Annotated in this window: 23 protein-coding genes; 8 read left to right on the forward strand and 15 right to left on the reverse strand. The window is 63.2% G+C overall.

Annotated elements, in window-relative coordinates; translation table 11 throughout:
* Positions 1-121: 121 nt before the first annotated feature.
* Positions 122-850, reverse strand: coding sequence for an STAS/SEC14 domain-containing protein (locus tag A3764_RS12000; RefSeq protein WP_067919749.1), 729 nt, complete (start codon positions 848-850; stop codon positions 122-124).
* A 73-nt stretch (positions 851-923) separates the two neighbouring features.
* On the reverse strand, positions 924-1,385 hold the full coding sequence (locus A3764_RS12005; RefSeq protein ID WP_067919750.1) for an Lrp/AsnC family transcriptional regulator: 462 nt from the start codon (positions 1,383-1,385) through the stop codon (positions 924-926).
* Between the two features lie 134 nt (positions 1,386-1,519).
* Here A3764_RS12005 and ald point away from each other — a divergent pair, with 134 nt between their 5' ends.
* Positions 1,520-2,638 carry an alanine dehydrogenase gene (gene ald, locus A3764_RS12010; RefSeq protein WP_067919751.1) on the forward strand — a complete coding sequence of 373 codons (1,119 nt, stop codon included), beginning with the start codon at positions 1,520-1,522 and terminating at the stop codon, positions 2,636-2,638.
* A gap of 48 nt (positions 2,639-2,686) precedes the next feature.
* Here ald and mscL read toward each other — a convergent pair whose 3' ends face one another.
* On the reverse strand, positions 2,687-3,127 hold the full coding sequence (gene mscL / locus A3764_RS12015) for a large conductance mechanosensitive channel protein MscL (protein ID WP_067919752.1): 441 nt from the start codon (positions 3,125-3,127) through the stop codon (positions 2,687-2,689).
* A gap of 147 nt (positions 3,128-3,274) precedes the next feature.
* On the opposite strand from mscL, the gene A3764_RS12020 reads away from it, so the two are divergent.
* On the forward strand, positions 3,275-3,976 hold the full coding sequence (locus tag A3764_RS12020; protein ID WP_067919753.1) for a glutathione S-transferase family protein: 702 nt from the start codon (positions 3,275-3,277) through the stop codon (positions 3,974-3,976).
* Positions 3,977-4,009: 33 nt separating this feature from the next.
* Here the strand turns inward: A3764_RS12020 and A3764_RS12025 are convergent, their stop codons facing one another.
* The 3 genes from A3764_RS12025 to pheS all read right to left on the reverse strand — a co-directional run bounded on the left by A3764_RS12025 (position 4,010) and on the right by pheS (position 8,064).
* Entirely contained in the window at positions 4,010-4,459 is a 450-nt protein-coding gene (locus tag A3764_RS12025; protein ID WP_067919801.1) for a YtoQ family protein, read from the reverse strand.
* A 68-nt stretch (positions 4,460-4,527) separates the two neighbouring features.
* A complete protein-coding gene (pheT, locus tag A3764_RS12030) occupies positions 4,528-6,927 on the reverse strand; it encodes a phenylalanine--tRNA ligase subunit beta (RefSeq protein ID WP_067919759.1) in 2,400 nt (799 codons plus the stop codon).
* Between the two features lie 63 nt (positions 6,928-6,990).
* A complete protein-coding gene (gene pheS, locus A3764_RS12035) occupies positions 6,991-8,064 on the reverse strand; it encodes a phenylalanine--tRNA ligase subunit alpha (RefSeq protein WP_067919803.1) in 1,074 nt (357 codons plus the stop codon).
* A 118-nt stretch (positions 8,065-8,182) separates the two neighbouring features.
* Here pheS and A3764_RS12040 point away from each other — a divergent pair, with 118 nt between their 5' ends.
* Complete coding sequence (locus tag A3764_RS12040) at positions 8,183-9,379, forward strand: YbfB/YjiJ family MFS transporter (protein ID WP_150120609.1); 1,197 nt, start codon at positions 8,183-8,185, stop codon at positions 9,377-9,379.
* 121 nt (positions 9,380-9,500) lie between these two features.
* Complete coding sequence (locus tag A3764_RS12045; RefSeq protein ID WP_067919763.1) at positions 9,501-10,178, forward strand: type 1 glutamine amidotransferase domain-containing protein; 678 nt, start codon at positions 9,501-9,503, stop codon at positions 10,176-10,178.
* 159 nt (positions 10,179-10,337) lie between these two features.
* Here the strand turns inward: A3764_RS12045 and rplT are convergent, their stop codons facing one another.
* From rplT to pyk, 4 genes are all read right to left on the reverse strand, one after another.
* The gene (rplT, locus tag A3764_RS12050) at positions 10,338-10,703 is read right to left on the reverse strand and encodes a 50S ribosomal protein L20 (protein ID WP_067919765.1); all 366 of its coding nucleotides are present in this window, start codon (positions 10,701-10,703) and stop codon (positions 10,338-10,340) included.
* Between the two features lie 22 nt (positions 10,704-10,725).
* Positions 10,726-10,926: a 50S ribosomal protein L35 gene (gene rpmI / locus A3764_RS12055; RefSeq protein ID WP_067919775.1), complete on the reverse strand. Its 201-nt coding sequence runs from the start codon at positions 10,924-10,926 to the stop codon at positions 10,726-10,728.
* A 135-nt stretch (positions 10,927-11,061) separates the two neighbouring features.
* On the reverse strand, positions 11,062-11,286 hold the full coding sequence (locus A3764_RS12060; protein ID WP_067919776.1) for a hypothetical protein: 225 nt from the start codon (positions 11,284-11,286) through the stop codon (positions 11,062-11,064).
* 30 nt (positions 11,287-11,316) lie between these two features.
* On the reverse strand, positions 11,317-12,762 hold the full coding sequence (pyk, locus tag A3764_RS12065; RefSeq protein ID WP_067919777.1) for a pyruvate kinase: 1,446 nt from the start codon (positions 12,760-12,762) through the stop codon (positions 11,317-11,319).
* A gap of 134 nt (positions 12,763-12,896) precedes the next feature.
* Between pyk and A3764_RS12070 the strand changes: the two genes are divergently transcribed.
* Both A3764_RS12070 and A3764_RS12075 read left to right on the forward strand, forming a co-directional pair.
* Positions 12,897-13,634, forward strand: a complete 738-nt coding sequence (locus A3764_RS12070) for an N-formylglutamate amidohydrolase (protein WP_067919778.1) — start codon at positions 12,897-12,899, stop codon at positions 13,632-13,634.
* 17 nt (positions 13,635-13,651) lie between these two features.
* Positions 13,652-13,981 (forward strand): DUF1244 domain-containing protein, encoded by a 330-nt coding sequence (locus A3764_RS12075; RefSeq protein ID WP_067919779.1) that lies wholly within the window; start codon positions 13,652-13,654, stop codon positions 13,979-13,981.
* A 33-nt stretch (positions 13,982-14,014) separates the two neighbouring features.
* Here the strand turns inward: A3764_RS12075 and A3764_RS12080 are convergent, their stop codons facing one another.
* From A3764_RS12080 to dgcN, 3 genes are all read right to left on the reverse strand, one after another.
* Positions 14,015-14,875: a D-amino-acid transaminase gene (locus A3764_RS12080; RefSeq protein WP_067919780.1), complete on the reverse strand. Its 861-nt coding sequence runs from the start codon at positions 14,873-14,875 to the stop codon at positions 14,015-14,017.
* A 4-nt stretch (positions 14,876-14,879) separates the two neighbouring features.
* The gene (gene dgcA / locus A3764_RS12085) at positions 14,880-15,848 is read right to left on the reverse strand and encodes an N-acetyl-D-Glu racemase DgcA (RefSeq protein ID WP_067919781.1); all 969 of its coding nucleotides are present in this window, start codon (positions 15,846-15,848) and stop codon (positions 14,880-14,882) included.
* A gap of 71 nt (positions 15,849-15,919) precedes the next feature.
* A complete protein-coding gene (dgcN, locus tag A3764_RS12090) occupies positions 15,920-16,921 on the reverse strand; it encodes an N-acetyltransferase DgcN (protein ID WP_067919782.1) in 1,002 nt (333 codons plus the stop codon).
* Positions 16,922-17,134: 213 nt separating this feature from the next.
* Between dgcN and A3764_RS12095 the strand changes: the two genes are divergently transcribed.
* A complete protein-coding gene (locus A3764_RS12095; RefSeq protein ID WP_067919783.1) occupies positions 17,135-18,094 on the forward strand; it encodes an L-malyl-CoA/beta-methylmalyl-CoA lyase in 960 nt (319 codons plus the stop codon).
* A 143-nt stretch (positions 18,095-18,237) separates the two neighbouring features.
* Positions 18,238-19,200 carry an acetyl-CoA carboxylase carboxyltransferase subunit alpha gene (locus A3764_RS12100; protein WP_067919785.1) on the forward strand — a complete coding sequence of 321 codons (963 nt, stop codon included), beginning with the start codon at positions 18,238-18,240 and terminating at the stop codon, positions 19,198-19,200.
* Between the two features lie 9 nt (positions 19,201-19,209).
* Here the strand turns inward: A3764_RS12100 and A3764_RS12105 are convergent, their stop codons facing one another.
* Together A3764_RS12105 and A3764_RS12110 are read right to left on the reverse strand one after the other, a co-directional pair.
* Positions 19,210-19,860: a GntR family transcriptional regulator gene (locus A3764_RS12105; RefSeq protein WP_067919788.1), complete on the reverse strand. Its 651-nt coding sequence runs from the start codon at positions 19,858-19,860 to the stop codon at positions 19,210-19,212.
* Between the two features lie 90 nt (positions 19,861-19,950).
* Positions 19,951-20,397, reverse strand: a 447-nt coding sequence (locus tag A3764_RS12110) for a M48 family metallopeptidase (RefSeq protein ID WP_150122154.1), incomplete at its 5' end; no start/stop codon positions are given.

The following is a 20,397-nucleotide window of genomic DNA, read 5'->3' on the forward strand; positions in this document are numbered from 1 at the left end:
TCCGCCGTGCCCGCAAGCTGGCACGCAAAAAAGCGCAACGCGAAGGTATGATGTAAATCATCCGAAGCGTAATGCCGAAAATTCGACCCTCGTGGCCCCTGGCCCCGAGGGTCTTTGCTTTTCAGCCCTTCGAAACCCAGGCCTTTGCATCGTCAAAGGCGTCGGCCGGGAAATAGCGCGCTTCCTTGCCGAGCAGCCGTTGGCCGATCCGAACGACGAACTTTTGCCAGGCACGGGTGCCGACGATGGCAACCCGGTCCAGATCAGCCACATGGCTGCGGACGAGCTTGAAATGGTCCTTCACCCCCGCCAGCCCCTGCCAGCCGTCGAATTCGCGCAGGTCCAGCAGCAGGCGGAACGTGCCATTCGCGCGGATAAAGGCATTCAGATCGCGGGTTTCTTCCTCGTAGTCGTCTGCATCCACCTTACCCACAAGGGCCACATGCAGAACGCCGTTGCCCAGATCGGTCTGGTGAATGGCCCCGAGGGATTCGGTCAGCCAGCGCCGGGCGTCATCCTCTTCGCCGGGGTCGAACACCGCAACCGGACAGGGCATCAGAATGGACAGGGTGCGGATCGTCCGGGCCACCCCGGTGGCCTTCGATACCACCGCGATCCTTTCGAATCCGCGCCAGCGTGCCAGCCCCATGCGCGCATCGTCCCACAATGCGCCCAAGGTGAAATCGCTGGCGCCGGCTTCCAGAATACAAAGCAGACGCAACTGGTCTGCGCGTGCAATGCCCGCATCGATGGCGGGCATCAGAACTTCGGTATAATCGCGATCACTGACCGGGGCCTTGATACGTACCTCAAGCACGTCGTCACGGCTGCTTTCCAAGACTTCTATCATCACGTCACTCCTCTGGGCTGACCATGGAGGTGACATAAGCATGGATCGCCGGTTTCAAAGGTCGGCTCGACCCTCAGGTAATCGGCAGTGCCGTCGTCCGGCAAACGGTGCGTAGCGCAAAGCTGGATTGCATCTGCGCGACACCCGGCAGCCGGGCGAGATGCTGGCGGTGAATGCGCGCGAAATCCTCCGTATTCTCGGCGACGACCTTGAGCAGGTAATCCGCCGTCCCCGCCATGAGATGACATTCCAGCACATCGGGGATGCGCGCGACCGCCTTTTCAAACGCCTCCAGCACTTCGTCCGCCTGCCCCTGCAGAGTGATCTCAACGAATACGGTCGTCGCGACGCCCAGTTTGCGGGCGTCCAAAAGGGCGACGTAATCGCGGATGACGCCCTCTTTTTCCAGCCGCTGGACCCGCCGGTGGCAGGCGGAAGGCGACAGATTGACGAGTTCCGAAAGCCCGCCATTGGATAATTGCCCATTGCGCTGAAGGGCGTTCAGAATACGCCGATCCGTCTCATCTAGCTGCATAGTTGCAAAACTTTCGCGTATAACCTCCATCATGCGCAATATTATACTAAAGCGCGCGATGGAAAACCCGCCCTTTCGCACCAGTTTGCGAGCGCCTTCGCCTACCCTCGGGCAAATTCAAAGGAGAGGACCCCATGAAGATCGGATGCCCCACGGAAATCAAACCGCAGGAATTTCGCGTCGGCCTGACGCCCAACGCCGCGCAGGAAGCGGTCTCCCACGGTCACGAGGTGATCGTTCAGAAAGGGGCCGGTGTGGGCGCGGGCTTTGACGATGCCGCCTATGAAGCCGCCGGCGCGACCATTATCGCCACAGCCGAAGAAATCTTTGCCGCCGCCGACATGATCGTGAAGGTAAAGGAACCGCAGGCAGGCGAGCGTAAGATGCTGCGTGAAGGCCAGCTTTTGTTCACCTACCTGCACCTCGCACCCGACCCGGAGCAGACAAAGGACCTGCTGGCCTCTGGCTCGACCTGCATCGCCTATGAAACGGTCACGGGTCGTGCGGGCGGCCTGCCGTTGCTGGCGCCCATGTCCGAGGTTGCAGGCCGCCTCGCCCCGCAGGTCGGGGCCTGGACATTGCAAAAAGCGAACGGCGGGCGCGGTGTGCTCATGGGGGGTGTTCCCGGTGTTGGCCCCGCCCGCGTCGTCGTGATCGGCGGCGGCGTGGTCGGTACCCATGCGGCGCGGATTGCCGCGGGAATGGGCGCGGATGTGACCGTACTCGACCGGTCGCTGCCGCGGTTGCGCTATCTCGATGATGTCTTCGGGACGGTTTTCAACACCTCCTACGCGAGCGCAGGCAATACCATCGACCTCGCGCGCGAAGCGGACATGATCATCGGTGCGGTGCTCATTCCCGGTGCCGCGGCCCCCAAGCTCATCAGCCGGGCGCAATTGTCAGAACTCAAGCCCGGGGCGGCCCTTGTGGATGTCGCCATCGATCAGGGCGGATGCTTCGAGACCTCCAAAGCCACGACGCATCAGGATCCTGTCTACGAAGTCGATGGCATCATGCATTACTGCGTGGCCAACATGCCGGGTGCAGTGGCGCGCACGTCCACCATCGCGCTCGGCAATGCGACGATGCCCTTCATGCTCGCCCTCGCCAACAAGGGCTGGAAACAGGCCTGCGCGGATGATCCGCACCTCAAGGCAGGGCTGAACGTGCATGCAGGCAAACTGACCTATGCCGCCGTAGGCGAAGCCTTGGGGATAGAGAGCATTTCGCCGGATCAGGCGATCTCTGCCTGAACACCCTGCCCGAACCAATAGGCCCGCCCGAGGCGGGCCTTTCGCAACTCAGACCCGGTCGGACTTCGCCAACTGATCCCGGATCTGCAGCAGGACGTCCAACTGGCTGGGGCCGGTATGCACCTCCGGCGCGACCTCATCCGGCTTTTCCGCCAGTGATTTCACGCGATTGACGAACTTCACCAGCATGAAGACGACAAAGGCGATGATCAGGAAATTGATGCAGGCGGTCACGAAGGCCCCGTAGGCAAAGATGGCCGCGCCGCTTTCCCGCGCCGCGTCCAAACCTGCATTGGCAGGCACCTCGCCCGACATCACCACATACATGTCCTTGAAATCCACACCGCCGATGATCAGCCCGATCAACGGATTGATCAGATCGCCCACCAGCGAATTGACGATGGCCGTGAAAGCCGCGCCGATGATGATCCCCACGGCGAGGTCCATCACGTTTCCCTTGGCGATGAAATCCTTGAATTCGTTCAGCATGATCTGTCCTTTTCGTCAATTTTGCGTCGCCACCAGCAAAAGCGGCGAAGGCAGTACTATCGCTCCGGTAGCATGAATTTACGAAGAGGTACCCTGTAAATCGACAACCAGGCGGCTAGCTGAGAACAAACATCATAGGAGAACTTCATGGCCGACCTGAGCGCCTTTCCCATCACCAACAAATGGCCCCCCCGCAATTCCGACGTGATCCAGCTTTACTCCTTCCCCACGCCAAACGGCGTCAAGGCCTCGATCATGCTCGAGGAAACGGGCCTGCCCTACGAACCCCACCGGGTCACCCTGTCGGACGAGGATGTCAAAAGCCCTGAGTTCCTGTCGCTGAACCCCAACAACAAGATCCCGGCCATCATCGACCCCGACGGTCCCAACGGGGCGCCGCTGGGGCTCTTCGAATCCGGCGCGATCCTCATCTACCTCGCGGAAAAGAGCGGCAAGTTCCTTGGATCGGATCCCGCCGAAAGGGCGCATATCATTCAATGGCTGATGTTCCAGATGGGCGGCCTTGGCCCGATGCTGGGACAGCTCGGGTTTTTCTACAAATTCGCGGGAAGCGAATGGGACGACAAGCGCCCGCAGCAACGCTACATTGACGAGGCAAAGCGCCTGCTCGGCGTTCTGAACCTTGAACTGGCGGGCAAGACGTGGATCGCCGGGTCACATTTTTCCATAGCCGATATCGCCATCGCGCCCTGGCTCGGGGCGCTGGACTTCTACGGCGCGAAAGACGCGGTAAACTGGTCAGACCACACCAATCTGGTGGATTACGTGGAACGGTTCAACGACCGCCCCGCCGTACAGAAGGGCCGCAAGATACCCTCGGACGAATAGCCCTCACCCCGAGAAGGGAAAGGCACCCGCCACTCACCCCGGCAGGGTGCCTTTCAGCACATACCGCAGAATATCCACCACCTGCTCAGGCTCCGACGCCACGGCCAGCGCCGCTGCGTCCACTTCCTTCAATGCATGGGCATGATCCGGCCCGTGCAGGATCACCAGTGATTTGCCCAGGGCGGCGGCATAGCCCGCGTCGAAAGCGGCATTCCACTGCTTGTACTGATCGCCGAAGCGGACCACCACGATATCCGCCCGTTCGATCCCCCGGCGCGTGCGAATGGCGTTGAGCTGCGCGCCCTTGCGGTCATGCCAGAACTTGTCATCCTCGGCGCCCAGGATCGCCACACCGCAATCGTCGCTGGCAGCGTGATCCGTGACGGGCGCATCGAATGCCACATCCAGATCTTTCGCACCCGCGATGATGCGATCGCGCCAGTCCGTATGAATTTCACCCGACAGATAAACCCTGATCGTCATCTCTTCCCCCTTACTCGGGCCCATGGCCCTTCACCTTTTTCAAAATACTCCCGCCGGAGGCATCCGACCTAGCCGCGTAGCGTGCCGCCCGTGGCCTTGGTGACCTTCTCGACGATCTTCTTGCCCACGGCCTCGATCTCGGCGTCCTTCAGTGTACGGTCCACCGGACGCATCCGCACGGTGATGGCAAGGGACTTGCGACCCTCTCCCAGCGATCCGCCGATGAACTCGTCAAAGACGCGCACATCCTCGATCAAGGTCTTGTCCGCTCCCATCGCGGCATTGACCAGGGTCAGCGCCTCGACGTCCGCATCGACCACGAAGGCGAAATCCCGTTCCACCGCCTGCAGATCGTTGATCTGCAGCGCAGGACGTGTGGCGCCCGATTTGCGCGGCAAGGGTACTTCCTGCGGCCACAGAGTGAAACCCATCACCGGCCCCTTCACATCCATCGCGGCAAGAACGCGTGGATGCAATTCTCCGAAAACGCCCAGCACCTTCTTCGGGCCAAGGCATATGCGGCCATGGCGCCCCGGGTGCCACCACGGGTCGCCCCCGCGCAGGATCTGCGTTTTCTCCGGCGCTCCCATCGCCGCAAGGATCGCTTCGGCGTCCGCCTTCACGTCGAAAACATCGACAGCCCGGGCAGCGCCGTGGACGTCCTTCGGGCCGGTACGCCCAACGAGAATCCCGCTGATGACCGTATGCTGCTCCCCCGGCTCCCCGCCGTGAAACGCAGGACCCATTTCGAACAGGGCCATATCCGCGAAGCCGCGCGCCTGATTGCGTGCTGCGGCCTGCAACAGGGCAGGCAAAAGTGCGGGGCGCATATGGCTCATATCGCTGGAAATCGGGTTCTCAAGCCGCGTCTCTTCCGTACCGCCGCCGAACAGCGCCGCGCTGGTCTGATCGATGAAACTGTAGCTGACGCATTCATGGTAGCCCAAGGCAGCTGCCGTACGGCGGGCCGCGCTTTCACGCCGCTGCAGGGGGGACAGCACGGGGCTCGGAACACCGTCGCTCAACCGCGGAAGGGGCTTGCCCTCCAACTTGGTGAGCGATGCGATCCGCGCCACTTCCTCCACCAGATCGGCCTCTCCCTGCACATCGGGGCGCCAGGACGGCACATGCGCCATGTTGCCCTCCAGCCGGAAACCCAGATTGGTGAGCGTCTGGCGCTGTTCGCTTTCGGGAATGGTCATGCCCACCAGTGACTGGACCCGCGCGGCATCCAGCCGGTAGGCCCGGCCCGTATCAGGCACCTGCCCCGCCACGACGACCTCAGAAGGCTCGCCCCCCGCGTGATCAAGGATCATGCGCGTGGCATGTTCGATGCCATAAGGCGTCCATTCAGGGTCGATGCCCCGCTCGAACCGGTAACGCGCGTCCGAATTGATCTTGAGCGCGCGCCCGGTATAGGCCGTCCGCACCGGATCGAAATAGGCCGCTTCGATGAAGACATTGACCGTCTCCTCGGTGACGCCGCTGGGCAGGCCGCCCATGACGCCGGCAATGCTTTCGACACCCGAGGCGTCGGAGATCAGCGTCATGCCTTCGTCGAAGGTATAGGTCTTCTCATCCAGACCGACCAATGTCTCGCCGCCCTTCGCGCGGTGTACGCGCAGCGCGTTGCCGGCGATCTTGTCGGCGTCAAAGACATGCAGCGGGCGGTTGCGGTCGAAGGTGAAGAAGTTCGTGACATCCACCAGAAAGCTGATCGGGCGCAGACCGATGGCCCGCAGCCTGTCCTGCAGCCATGCCGGGCTGGGGCCGTTCTTTACACCGCGAATGACCCGGCCATAGAAAACGGGGGCCTGTTCCAGCGTGTCTTCGTCGATGGTGACGCTCACCGGGCAGGCGAACGTCCCATCCACGGCCGGTACATCCCGTGTCTTGAGCCTGCCCAGCCCCCGCGCGGCAAGATCACGCGCGATCCCGCGCACGCCCAGCGCATCGGGCCTGTTGGGCGTGATACCGATCTCGATCACCGGATCGACCTTGGCGGGGTCATTCTCCGCCAGCCAGTCGACGAAGCTGTCGCCCACTTTGCCCGAGGGCAGTTCGATGATGCCGTCGTGTTCGTCCGACAACTCCAGTTCACGCTCCGAGGCCATCATGCCGAAGCTTTCGATTCCCCGGATCTTGCCCACCCCGATGGTCGTGTCGATCCCCGGGACATAGACCCCGGGCTTCGCGATGACGACGGTGATGCCTTCGCGGGCGTTCGGCGCGCCGCAGATGATCTGCTGGATGCCTTCGTCCGTCTCGACCTGACAGACCCGGAGCCTGTCCGCATCGGGATGTTTCTCGGCGGATTTGACGTATCCGAGGGTGAAGTCCGCCAGCCGCGCGCCACGGTCCTCGACCCCTTCGACCTCAAGCCCGAGGTCGGTCAGCGCATAGGTGATCTCTTCCAGCGACGCCGTGGTGTCGAGATGCTCTTTCAGCCAAGAGAGGGTGAATTTCATGTCATGCTGCCTTGCAGATTGCGAGGAAAGTGAGGGGGGCTGCCGTAGCGGACAGGGATGCGATCACCTACTCAACCCACCATGCAAATTCGGCTGGTCCAGCGCCGCGAAGCCGTAGTGGCGCAGCCAGCGCAGGTCCGACTCGAAAAAGGCGCGCAGATCGGGGATGCCGTATTTCAGCATCGCGATCCGGTCGATCCCCATGCCAAAGGCAAAGCCCTGCCATTGCTCGGGGTCGATACCGCCTGCCTTCAGGACCTTGGGATGCACCATGCCGGAGCCGAGAACCTCCATCCAGCCGTCGCCTTCGCCGATGCGCAACTGCCCATCGACCCATGAACACTGAATGTCCACCTCTGCCGAAGGTTCAGTAAAGGGGAAATGCGAGGCGCGAAACCGCGTCTTGATGCCGTCGATTTCGAAGAAGGCGGAGAAGAACTCCTCCAGCGTCCACTTGAGGTTGGCCATCGACAGGTTCTTGTCGATCGCCAGCCCCTCCACCTGATGGAACATCGGCGTATGGGTCTGGTCGTAGTCCGCGCGGTAGACACCACCCGGGCAGATGATGCGCAGCGGCGCGCCTTCGGCCTCCATCGTGCGTATCTGCACGGGGCTGGTGTGCGTGCGCAGCACATGGGGCGGGCGGTTATCGCCTTCGGCCCGGTGCATGTAGAACGTATCCATCTCGGCGCGCGCCGGGTGATGCCCGGGGATGTTGAGAGCATCGAAATTGTACCAGTCGGTGTCGATCCGGGGCCCTTCGGCCACGGCAAAGCCCATTTCGGCGAAGATCGCTGTCAGTTCCTCGGTCACCTGGCTGATGGGGTGGATGGTACCCTGCGGGCGGCGCCGGGCGGGCAGCGTCACGTCCAGCCATTCGCCCCGCAGGCGCTCATCCAGTGCGGCATCGGCCAAGCCACTTTTCTTGGCGGACAAGGCCGCGTTGATCTCATCCTTCAGGGCGTTGAGCGCGGGCCCGGCAACCTGCCGTTCCTCGGGCGTCATCTTGCCGAGTTCGCGCATCTTCAGAGAGACTTCGCCCTTCTTTCCCACCGCTGCGAGGCGGATATCCTCGAGCGCGGCCTCATCGCCGGCATCGGCTATCCTGCTCAGGTATTTCTGCTTGAGATCGTCCATCACGCGCCCTTGGATTTGTGCCATGTCCTGCTAGCCCCCCGGCCCTGCGATTGCAAGCGGGCGCACCTTTGCGCGGGCGCACCATTGGGCTACTGATGGGCAAATCCGCAGGAATTACATGATGTCAGACAGATCGCTGCCCGCACCCGACCGCCCTTGGCTGGTTCTCTTCGGGTTGATGCTGGGGGTGACCGTCACGAACAGTTTTGCCCGCTTTGCCTATGGGCTGATCCTGCCCGCGATGAAAACCGATATGGGCTGGACCTATGCACAGGCGGGCTGGCTCAATACCGCGAATGCGCTGGGATACCTCGCGGGGGCGGTCGTCACCATGGTGCTGATCGGGCGGATGCCGGTGACGCGGCTGTTCAATTTCGGTCTGCTCACCACCGCGCTGTCGCTGCTGGCGACCGGCTGGGGCACCGGCATGGAATGGCAGAGCTTCTGGCGCATCGCCGCCGGGTTTTTCGGGGCGATGTCCTTTTCCACCGCCGGTGTACTGACCGCCCGGCTCTTTGCCGACGATGTCCGGCGCAGCGCGCTCGCCATCGCGCTGCTTTTCGGTACTGGGGGCGGCATGGGCATCCTGCTGGCCGGGGCAGCGGTGCCCTTGTTCCTGGGCCGCTACGGGGCCGAAGCATGGCCCACCGCATGGTATGTCATCGGCGGGCTCGGGGCGGCCTGTGTGCCCTGGGCGCTCTGGTCTGCGGGCAAACTGCACCACCCCGGCACGGCCTCCGTGGCCTCCGGCAGGCTTCCGCTGCGGCGGTTCCTGCCCCTGACGTTCGGATACGCCGGGTTCGGGCTGGGCTATATCGTCTACCTCACCTTTCTGTCTGCCTGGATGACGGAACAGGCAACCGGCCCTGTCGGGATCGCCTTGGTCTGGGTGGTGCTGGGCCTCGCCATCTCCGCCTCGCCCTTCCTCTGGCGGGGGGTCTTCGCGCGTTTCGATTCGGGCGTCCCCCTTGGGCTTGTGCTGATCGGCATCGCGCTGGGCAGTGCGCTTCCGGTCATTCTGCCCGCGGGGCCGGCCATTCTGATTTCTGCGGTCATCTTCGGCTTATGCGTCTTCATGTCCCCCGGGGCCGTGACCCATTTCGTGCGCCGCAATCTGCCGCCCGAACAATGGGGCGCAGCCGTCAGCCTGCTGACGGTCGTCTTTGCCCTGTCACAAACGGTTGGCCCCCTCGGCGCGGGATTGCTGGCGGACCGGACCGGTAATCTGGGCGACAGTCTGATCGCGGCATCGCTCCTGTTGCTGGCGGGTGCAGGCTGCGCCTTTGCACAAAGACCCATCAACACGACCACCTGACGTCAGGGAAGGCGGCACTCCCATGGAACCCCGGGTGCCCTTACGGGTTGGGCCGGGACAATAACGGAAGGGGGCACCGGCTACGGCGCGCCCAATTTCCCCATTCCCGAAAGGAAAAGACATGAAAATCCTGATGGTTCTTACATCGCATGACAAACTGGGCGACACCGGCAAAAAGACCGGCTTCTGGCTCGAAGAGTTCGCGGCACCCTATTACGTCTTCAAGGACGCCGGTGCCGATGTGACCCTCGCCTCCCCCGAGGGCGGTCAGCCACCGCTGGACCCCAACAGCGACAGCGACGACGCCCAGACCGACGCCACCAAACGCTTCAAGGATGACGACGCCGCCCAGCGCGACCTCGCGAATACCAAGAAACTGGCCGAGGTGGATGCCGAAGGGTTCGACGCGATCTTCTATCCCGGCGGCCACGGCCCGCTTTGGGACCTGGCAGAGAGCAAGGACAGCAAGCGCCTGATCGAAACCTTCTATACCTCGGGCCGCCCCGTGGGCGCAGTGTGCCACGCGCCTGCGGTGTTCCGTCATACGCAGGGCGAAGACGGCAAGCCGCTGGTCTCCGGCAAGAAGGTGACCGGCTTCACCAATACGGAAGAAGAAGCCGTCGGCCTGACCGACGTCGTCCCCTTCCTTGTCGAGGACATGCTGAAGGAGAATGGCGGCCACTACGAAAAAGGCGACGACTGGGCGTCTTTCGTTCTGACCGACGGGCATCTCGTCACCGGGCAGAACCCGGCATCCTCCGAGGAAGCGGCCCGGGAACTGTTGAAGCTGCTGAAATAAGCCCGAGGCCCTTCGGGGCCGGGCTATCGATCGCGGGGGGCGGGGCATTGAATATGCGCCGCCCCTCGTTCATTCCGGGCTGCCAGACCCTGCCTAGGGTCAAATGAAAAAGGCCGCCCCGAAGGACGGCCTTTCCGAAACTTGGATCATGCGCACCGCTCAGGCGGCGAGCGCATCCTGCGCCTGCTTCACGATAGCGCCGAAAGCTTCGGGCTCATGCACGGCGAGATCGGCCAGAACCTTGCGGTCCACTTCGATCCCGGCCAGCGAAAGACCGTTGATGAAGCGGCTGTAGGTCAGCGCCTCGTCGTGGCTGCGGACGGCGGCGTTGATACGCTGGATCCACAGGGCGCGGAAGTTGCGCTTGCGGTTCTTGCGGTCACGCGTGGCGTATTGGTTGGCCTTGTCGACCGCCTGCGTGGCGACCTTGAAGACGTTCTTGCGACGACCGTAGTAGCCTTTGGCGGCCTTGACGATCTTCTTGTGACGGGCGTGGGTGACTGTTCCACCTTTGACACGGGACATATCGGCTCTCCTAAATCAGCTATCAGCGGTCGTAGGGCATGTAGCCCTTGATGATCTTTGCATCGGGCTCTGACAGGACTGTCGTGCCGCGCGCGTCGCGAATGAACTTCTTGGTCCGCTTGATCATGCCATGCCGCTTGCCGGCCTGACCGCCGATGACCTTGCCGGTCGCCGTGATCTTGAAGCGCTTCTTGGCGCTCGATTTGGTCTTCATCTTGGGCATTTCCGTCTCCTATCGGTCTTACGGTTTACGCGCGACTCGGCATGCCGCATCGGCCGGCCACGCGGATTGAGAGCTGGCGTATAGGAGGGTTTTCCCCCGGTGGCAAGCCTTGGGTTATGGGAAATGCGCCCCGTTTCAGGGCAGGTAACGCGCCGCCACTTCTACGATCACATCCGGGATCCGCTTCAGGCTGTAACCCCCGGGGGTTTCGCGCACCGCGTAGATGATCAAACCGCCCGCGATCAATACAGTCAGGGCAGAGGCCCGGGGCGCCCTGCCATCGCTCATCGCGGACATAATGGACGGGATCGACAGGGCCGCGATCAGCAAGCCCAGGGTCAGCGCCAGATCGGGGTCCATATCCCCTCCCTACAGAAAAGTTTCGGAAATCTACTCTGGATCCGAAGAATAAATCAAACGTTCGTCGCAGGGCGCCACCCGCAGAATGTTCGTGCTGCCCGGCACGTTAAAGGGAACACCCGCCGTTACGACGATCAGATCGTCCGACGTGGCATAGCCTTCGGAGCGCGCGGCCTTCACCGCGCTGACAACCGCCAGCTTGAACCGGTCATGCCTGTCGGTCATCACGCAGTTGGTCCCCCAGCTCAGCGCCAGACGCCGGGCCGTGCCCTTCAGCGGGGTCAGCGCGATGATCGGAACGCGGGGGCGTTCGCGCGCGGTCAGCAGGGCGGTCGTACCGCTCTGCGAAAAGCAGCAGATTGCCTTGATGTTCGTTGTCTCGGCGATTTCCCGCGCCGCGGCGACAATGCCGTCCGCCACCGTCATGCGGTCGGCGATGCGGCTGGCTTCGATGATCTGCGTATAGGTGGGGTCCTGCTCGACCTCGCGGGCGACGTTGTCCATCGTGGTGACGGCTTCGACCGGGTAATCGCCGGCGGCGGACTCCGCGCTCAGCATGACCGCATCGGCCCCCTCGTAGATGGCGGTGGCGACGTCCGAAACCTCTGCCCGGGTGGGCATCGGGCTTTCAATCATGGATTCCAGCATCTGCGTGGCCACGATCACCGGCTTGGCCGCCGCGCGGCATCGGCGCACCAGCCGCTTCTGGATCGGCGGGACGTTCTGCACCGGCAGTTCGACCCCCAGATCACCCCGCGCCACCATGATCCCGTCGCTCACCGCGAGGATGTCGTCAAACCGCGCCACCGCGGAGGGCTTTTCGATCTTGGACAGGATCGCCGCACGCCCCTTGGCGAGTTGGCGCGCCTCCTCCACGTCTTCGGGGCGCTGGACAAAACTGAGCGCCAGCCAATCCACGCCCAGATCACAGACGAACTCCAGATCGGCGCGGTCCTTTTCCGACAGGGCGGCCAATGGCAAAACCACGTCCGGCACGTTCACACCCTTCCGGTCGGAAATGACACCGCCGGTCATGACCTCGCAATCGGCGAAGTCCGGCCCACATTCCCGGACCTTCAACCGAATTTTTCCGTCATTGACCAACAAGGTGGATCCCGGTTCCAACGCGGCAAAAATCTCGGGATGGGGCAGGCAGACGCGGTTCGCGTCCCCCTGTTTTTCGTCGAGGTCGAGGCGGAAGGACGCGCCTTCGTCCAGCTGTTCGCTATCTTGCGCGAACACACCCACCCGTAGCTTCGGGCCCTGAAGGTCAGCCAGAATGCCGATAGCCCCGCCGGTTTCCTCTTCGATCTCGCGGATGATGCGGTGTTTGTCACGTATCTCTTCATGGCTGCCATGGCTCATATTCAGCCGGAAGACATCCGCCCCGGCGCTGTGCAGGGCCGCGATCATTTCCCGCGTGGCGGAAGCCGGCCCTAGGGTGGCCACGATCTTTACGTTCCGCATCCGTCTCATGTCATTTCCTCATCAACTTTCATGGCATCCCCGCCCCTGTGCGCGATAGATACCATAGGCGACCGTTAGCGTTAACACAGAGTTTCATTCCGCCCCTAGCTGGCCTAGGGATGCAAGTCAAAGGTTTCACAGATATGAACTATCGACCATACCTTATCGAGGGCGAAACCCGCTCGGGCCGCTGGCTGGTTACCTGCGATCACGCCGCCCCGACCGTTCCCAAGGCCATCGCGAACGGTGACCTCGGCTTGCCTGCCGAAGATATGAACCGGCACATTTCCTACGATCCGGGCGCCGCCGGCACCAGCCGGGCGCTGGGCGACAGGCTGGATGCGCCGGTACTGCTGGGCAATTTTTCCCGGCTTGTCATCGACCCGAACCGGGGCGAGGATGATCCCACGCTTCTGATGAAGCTCTACGACGGGACGATCATTCCGGCAAACCGCAACGCCGACGCCGCGGAACGTGAACGCAGATTGGCGCTCTGCCACCGGCCCTACCACGAAGCCTACGCCCGCCTCGCCGCACGTCCCGCGACCGTGATCCTCGCGATCCACAGTTTCACGCCACAACTGCGGGGTCGCCCGCCCAGACCGTGGCAGATCGGCGTCCTTCACGCGGGCGACGAACGGCTATCGCGCCCGATGCTGGACCTGCTGCGCAGCGAAACCGACCTGACCGTCGGCTACAACGAGCCCTACACCGGCTTCCTGCCCGGCGATTCCATCGACAGGCACGCCCTGCGCCACGGTCGCCCCAATATCCTGATCGAACTGCGCAACGATCTGATTGCCACAAAGGAACAACAGCAGGATTGGGCCGATCTGCTCGTCCCCCTGCTTGAAAGGGTACTGGCCCAAGCCCAGCTTTGACGAAAGAGGAGAGAGACATGTCTACACAACAGGAACACACCCAGCAGGAAATCGAACTTCAGGCCGCCGCCTTCCGCAGGCTTCAGCAGCACCTGATGGAAGACCGCAAAGACGTACAGAACATCGACATGATGAACCTTGCCGGTTTTTGCCGGAACTGCCTGTCCCGCTGGTATCAGGAAGCGGCGGCGGAACGTGGAATCGACATGGGCAAGGACGAAGCGCGCGAATTGTTCTACGGCATGTCCATGGACGAATGGAAAGCCAATTATCAGACCGACGCGGGCGATGCGCAGAAAGAAGCGTTCAAGACCGCCTTCGCCGAAAACGTCGAAAAGAAGGGCTGACTGCGCTTCCTTCGCCCTACAGATTGCTTTTGGCTACACGGCGGCCTTGCGCATTTCTTCGATGTAGATTTCGCGCAGCCGCAGCGCGACGGGGCCGGGCGTACCGTCGCCGAGGTCGACCCCGTCGATTGAAACCACCGGCATGACGAAGGCGCTGGCGGAGGTGGTGAAAGCCTCATCCGCCTGCTGCGCTTCCTCGATGGTGAAACCTCTCTCCTCCACCTGCATCTGCGCTTCGCGGGCGAACCGCAGGATGGCGGCGCGGGTGATGCCGTGCAAAATGTCGTTGCCCAGCTGCCGCGTGATGATGCGGCCATCCTTCACGATATAGGCGTTGTTGGAGGTGCCCTCGGTGACCTGCCCGTCCTCCACCATCCAGGCATCGTCCGCCCCGGCCTTCTTGGCCATCATCTTCCCCATGCTGGGATAGAGCAGCTGTACCGTCTTGATGTCGCGCCGCCCCCAGCGGATATCTTCGATGCTGATGATGCGCGCCCCTTTCCGCGCAGCCGGATTATCCGCGAGCCCCGGTTTGCTCTGGGTAAACAGCACGATGGTGGGTTCCGTTGTGGCCGGGTCGGGGAAGACGAAATCGCGGTCCCCGTCGGAGCCGCGCGTGACCTGCAGATAGACCAACCCCTCGTCAATCTCGTTGAGCCGCACGAGTTCGCGATGCACTTCGAGCAGGTCTTCCTTCGAGATCGGGTTGCGCATCTGCAGCTCATTGAGCGAGCGGCTCAACCGTCGGGCATGCCCGTCAAAATCCACCAGCTTCCCCCCCAGCACGCTGGTCACCTCATAGACGCCGTCGGCCATCAGGAACCCGCGATCGAAGATCGAGATACGCGCCTCCGTCTCGGGCAGGTACTCACCATTCACATAGACCGTTCGCATCTCTCTATCCCCATAATGCCGCCGTCGGGGGATGAACCCCCGCGGCGTCGTAAACCAGTGCTTCGGCGCGGTCTTCGGCCAAGAGCAGCGGCCCGTCAAGATCGACGATCCGCGCAGCTTGCGCGACCAGCACCGCCGGCGCCATCGCCAGTGAAGACCCGACCATGCAGCCGACCATCACGCCGAAGCCCTGCGCCAGCGCCGCCTCGCGCAACGCCAGCGCCTCGGTCAACCCGCCCGTCTTGTCGAGCTTGATGTTGACCACGTCGTATTTCCCGGCGAGCGCGTCCAGACTGGCGCGATCATGGCAGGATTCGTCGGCGCAGACCGGCACCGGGCGATCCATGCCGCGCAGGGCCTCATCCTCCCCGGCAGGAAGGGGCTGCTCCACCAGCGCGACCCCGAGCCGCGCAAGATCGGGCACGAGACGGGCGTAAATCTCAGCACTCCACCCCTCGTTGGCATCCACGATAAGCGTTGCATTCGGCGCGCCCCGTCGCACCGCTTCGAGCCGCCCCATGTCATCGGGCGTACCCAGCTTGATCTTCAGCAGACCGCGATGGGCATGTTTTGCCGCCTGCGCCCGCATGGCATCGGGCGTGTCGAGCGACAGGGTAAACGCCGTCTGAAGTGGCGCTGGGGCGGCCAGTCCGGCCAGCTCCCAAACCCTGCGCCCCGCCGCCTTCGCTTCGAGATCCCAGAGCGCGCAATCCACCGCATTGCGCGCGGCTCCGGTGGCAAGCCTGTCGGCCAGCGTTGCGCGGGTCAGACCCTTGATATCAAGCGCTTCGATCTGCGCCGTCACCGACTCCAGCGTTTCGCCATAGCGGGCATAGGGCACGCATTCACCCTGACCCCAATGAGGCCCATCCGTCACGGTGACAGTCAGAACCTGCGCTTCGGTCCGCGAACCGCGACTGATGGTGAACACCTCGGCCAGCCTGAAGGTATCGCGCGTGACATCAATCTTCATCGGATTGCTCCCTGCCTCGTATGTAGGGCAACCCCTTCACCCTTTCGGAAATACTCCCCCCGGAGGGGCCATCAGAGGCCATCCAGAGCCTCCGCCAGCCGCGATGCCCCCTGCCGGAACGGATCGACCGACGGGAGGCCCATACGCTCTTCGACCCGGGTGAGATAGGCCTCCGCCTCGGCTTCTTCCATATGTTGTGTATTGATGGAAATCCCGATCACCTCGCAGTCGGGGTTCGCGACCCTTGCAAGCGGCAGCGCGGTATCGCGGAGGGTCTCCAGTGTCGGCAATTCGTAATCCGGGAGCCCGCGCATGTGCTGGCGGGTGGGCTCATGGCACAGGATCAGCGCATCCGGTTGACCGCCGTGGATCAACGCAAGCGTCACCCCGGAATAGGAGACATGGAACAGGCTGCCCTGCCCTTCGATGATATCCCAATGATCCTCGTCGTTGTCGGGCGTCAGATACTCGATCGAACCCGCCATGAAATCCGCCACCACCGCGTCGAGCGGCACGCCTTCTCCGGTGATCAGGATGCCGGTCTGCCCCGTGGCCCGGAACGTGCTTTTCATACCTCTTTCCCGCATCGCATCATCAAGCGCGAGTGCCGTGTACATCTTGCCGACCGAGCAATCGGTGCCGACCGCCAGAACACGCTTGCCGCGCCGCTTCTTCCCGTCGGCAATAGGATACTGGACGCTGGGCACACGCACGTCATGCAGCGTGCCGCCCGACGCCCGCGCGGCTTTCACAAGGCTTTCTTCATCGCCCAGAAGATTGTGCAATCCGGATGCAAGGTCGTATCCCATCTTCAGCGCCTCGATGAGCACGTCCTTCCACGCCGCACTGATGACCCCGCCCCGGTTGGCGACGCCGATCACCAGCGTCCGTGCACCGGCGTCACGGGCTTCGGCCAGGGTCATGTCCGTCAGCCCCAAGTCCGCCTTGCACCCCGGCAGCCGGTACTGACCCACCGCGTTTTCCGGGCGCCAGTCCTTGATGCCCTGCGCCACCTTGGCGCTCAGCGAATCCGGGGCATCGCCAAGAAACAGAAGATAGGGTGTCTGGATCATCGTAGGTCTCCCGGTCGCGCTTTGGCGGGACTATTACGCAAGCCGCCCGCGCATTCGACGTAAAAATGGCGAGGATAATCATTTTGTTCGCCCTGCGGGGCCCGCCACCGCCTTCGGCGCATGCTGCACCTGCGAAATGCGGCTTGCGAGCGGGCGCGCAATTTAATACCAGTTTGCCGAAAGCGATCCGCAACAAAATTACCCGAGGTCCCCATGAGTTTCCGCATCCAGCCCACCGCCCCGGCCCGTCCGAACCGCTGCCAGTTGTTTGGCCCCGGCTCGCGGCCCGCGATTTTCGAGAAGATGGCGTCTTCACAGGCGGATGTGATTAACCTCGACCTCGAAGACAGCGTCGCCCCGTCCGACAAGGACAGCGCACGCGCCAATATCATCGAAGCCATCGGTGCGCTCGACTGGGGCAACAAAACCCTGTCCGTCCGTATCAACGGGCTGGATACGCCCTATTGGTACCGGGACGTGGTGGACCTGCTGGAGCAGGCGGATGAGCGGCTTGACCAGATCATGATCCCCAAGGTGGGCTGTGCCGCGGATGTCTATGCCGTGGATGCGCTTGCCACTGCCGTGGAAACCGCGAAGGGCCGCAAGAAGAAGATCGCCTTCGAAGTCATCATCGAATCGGCTGCCGGCATCGCCCATGTGGAAGAGATCGCCGCCAGTTCCCCCCGCCTGCAGGCGATGAGCCTCGGCGCCGCCGATTTCGCGGCCTCCATGGGGATGCAAACGACCGGGATCGGCGGAACGCAGGAAAACTACTACATGCTGCAGGAGGGCCAGAAGCACTGGTCCGACCCGTGGCACTGGGCACAGGCCGCCATCGTTGCAGCCTGCCGCACGCACGGCGTTCTGCCTGTGGACGGCCCCTTTGGCGACTTTTCCGACGATGACGGCTTCCGCGCGCAGGCGCGCCGCTCCGCCACGCTGGGGATGGTGGGCAAATGGGCCATCCACCCCAAACAGGTCGCCATCGCGAACGAGGTCTTCACCCCCTCCGAAGAGGCCGTGGCCGAAGCCCGCGCAATCCTCGATGCTATGGAAAAGGCCACGCAAGGCGGTGAAGGCGCGGCTGTCTACAAGGGACGGCTCGTTGATATCGCCAGCATCAAGCAGGCCGAAGTCATCGTGCGCCAGTCCGAAATGATCGCAAAGGGCTGAACGCCGCGACCGCGTGGGTGACGGGCCGGGCCCGCCCCGCAGGCCATCTGCTGCCGCCCCCCGCCGGGCGGCAGCACCGCGCGCCACGTTGCAAAGCCGGTGAATGACGGCCATATATCTGCGCAACGCAAACGGAGCGCAGCATGACCCAGTATCTCGATTTCGAAAAACCCCTCGCAGAGATCGAAGGCAAGGCCGAAGAACTGCGTGCGCTGGCACGCGACAACGAGGATATGGACGTCTCCTCCGAAGCGAAGGCGCTGGATGCCAAGGCGGCGAGCTTGCTGGACGATCTGTACAAGTCCCTGACGCCCTGGCGCAAATGCCAGGTGGCGCGGCACCCCGAACGGCCTCACTGCAAGAACTACATCGACGCGCTTTTCACCGAATACACCTCCCTCGCGGGGGACAGGAACTTTGCCGACGACCACGCCGTCATGGGCGGCCTTGCCCGGTTCCGCGATCGGCCGGTCATGGTGATCGGCCATGAAAAGGGGAACGATACCAAATCCCGCATCGAGCGGAATTTCGGCATGGCCCGGCCCGAAGGCTATCGCAAGGCGGTCCGCCTGATGGACCTTGCCGGGCGTTTCGGCCTGCCCGTTGTCACCCTGATCGACACACCGGGCGCCTATCCCGGCAAGGGCGCCGAGGAGCGGGGCCAGTCCGAAGCCATCGCCCGCGCGACTGAAAAATGCCTGCAGATCGGCGTGCCGCTGGTCAGCGTGGTCATCGGCGAAGGCGGCTCCGGCGGGGCCGTAGCCTTTGCCACCGCCAACCGCGTCGCCATGCTGGAACATTCGGTCTATTCGGTCATCAGCCCCGAAGGCTGCGCCTCCATCCTTTGGAAGGACGCAGAGAAAATGCGCGAAGCCGCCGAAGCCCTGCGGCTGACCGCCCAGGACCTCAAGGCGCTGGGTGTCGCGGACCGCATCATTTCCGAGCCGAAGGGCGGCGCGCATCGTAACCCGCGGGCGGCCATCATGTCCGTCGGTGATGCCATCGCCGAGATGCTGAAGGAACTGGAGGGCAAGAACGGCCCTGCCCTGATCGAAGACCGGCGCAGCAAATACCTCGACATGGGCAGCAAGGGTCTGGCTGCCTGACCCGGCAATTCAGCCCGCCAGCATCCTCAAACCTTGTGTCACGTCCGAACGGACGGCCAGCCGTAGACCGGGTTCATCGCCCGCCCGCAGCGCGGCTATGATCAGCCGGTGAAACTGCGGCGGGTCCGTCCGCCGCAACTTTCCATAAAGCGCCCGCATCGTCGGCCCGAGTTGCAGCCAGACCGTTTCCGCCATGGCGAGCATCGCAGGGGCCTGCGCGCGCAGATAGAGGGTGCGGTGAAATTCGAGGTTTGCGCGGATATAGCTCACCGCGTCGCGGTGGGCGACGGCCTCTGCCACGGTGCCGTTGATCGTCTGCAACCGTTCGATCAGGGCCATATGCGCGCGCGGCAGGGCGCGGCTGGCCAGTTCCACTTCGATCAGGGCGCGCAGGGCGGCAAGTTCCTCGATCCGTTCGTTGCCCAGTTCGGGGGTGGAGATTCGCCCCGAAACAGACATGGTGAGCGCCCCCTCCGCAGACAGGCGTCTCACCGCTTCGCGGGCGGGCGTCATGGACACCCCGTATTCGCGCCCTATGCCGCGCAGGGTCAGCGCATGCCCGGGCGGCAAATCGCCGTACATGATACGGCTGCGCAACTGGCGGTACAGCCGGTCATGGGTCGCGAGGTTGGAATCGTTCGGCCGCGGAGCAAGGGTCATGAATCCGTTGTGATCACATCAGGCCCCTGCGTCAATCGCGGCGAACCGCCAGCTGGCCGACGTCGGAAATACGGAAAACGCGAAACCGGTTCAGAATCGATAGCGATGCAGGTCCGCGCCATGTTCGCGCAGCCAGTTCCGGTACGGACGGTGATCACCGTGGATCCGCTGAACCACCTGCCAGAAGGCGGGCGAGTGGTTCATCTCCTCCAGATGCGCGATCTCATGCGCCGCGACGTAACGCAGCACCTCGGGCGGGGACATGATCAGCCGCCAGGAAAACATCAGCCCTCCATCGCTGGTGCAAGACCCCCAGCGCGAACGCGTGTCGCGCAGTGTGATCCTGTCGAAAGGCCGGCCAAGGCGATCGGCATATTCATCACAGGCCGCCGCCAGCCGGTCCCGCGCCAGCCCTTTAAGCTGAACGAGCAACTTGCGCCCGACCGTCTCCGCCGGGCCCGGCACGGCGATACCGTCCGCCGTCCAGCCTACAGAACGGCCCCCGCCCGGCACCACCGGCAAGATTCGCCCCTCAAC

The sequence above is a fragment of the Sulfitobacter sp. HI0129 genome (assembly GCF_001635395.1).
Taxonomy (GTDB): domain Bacteria; phylum Pseudomonadota; class Alphaproteobacteria; order Rhodobacterales; family Rhodobacteraceae; genus Sulfitobacter.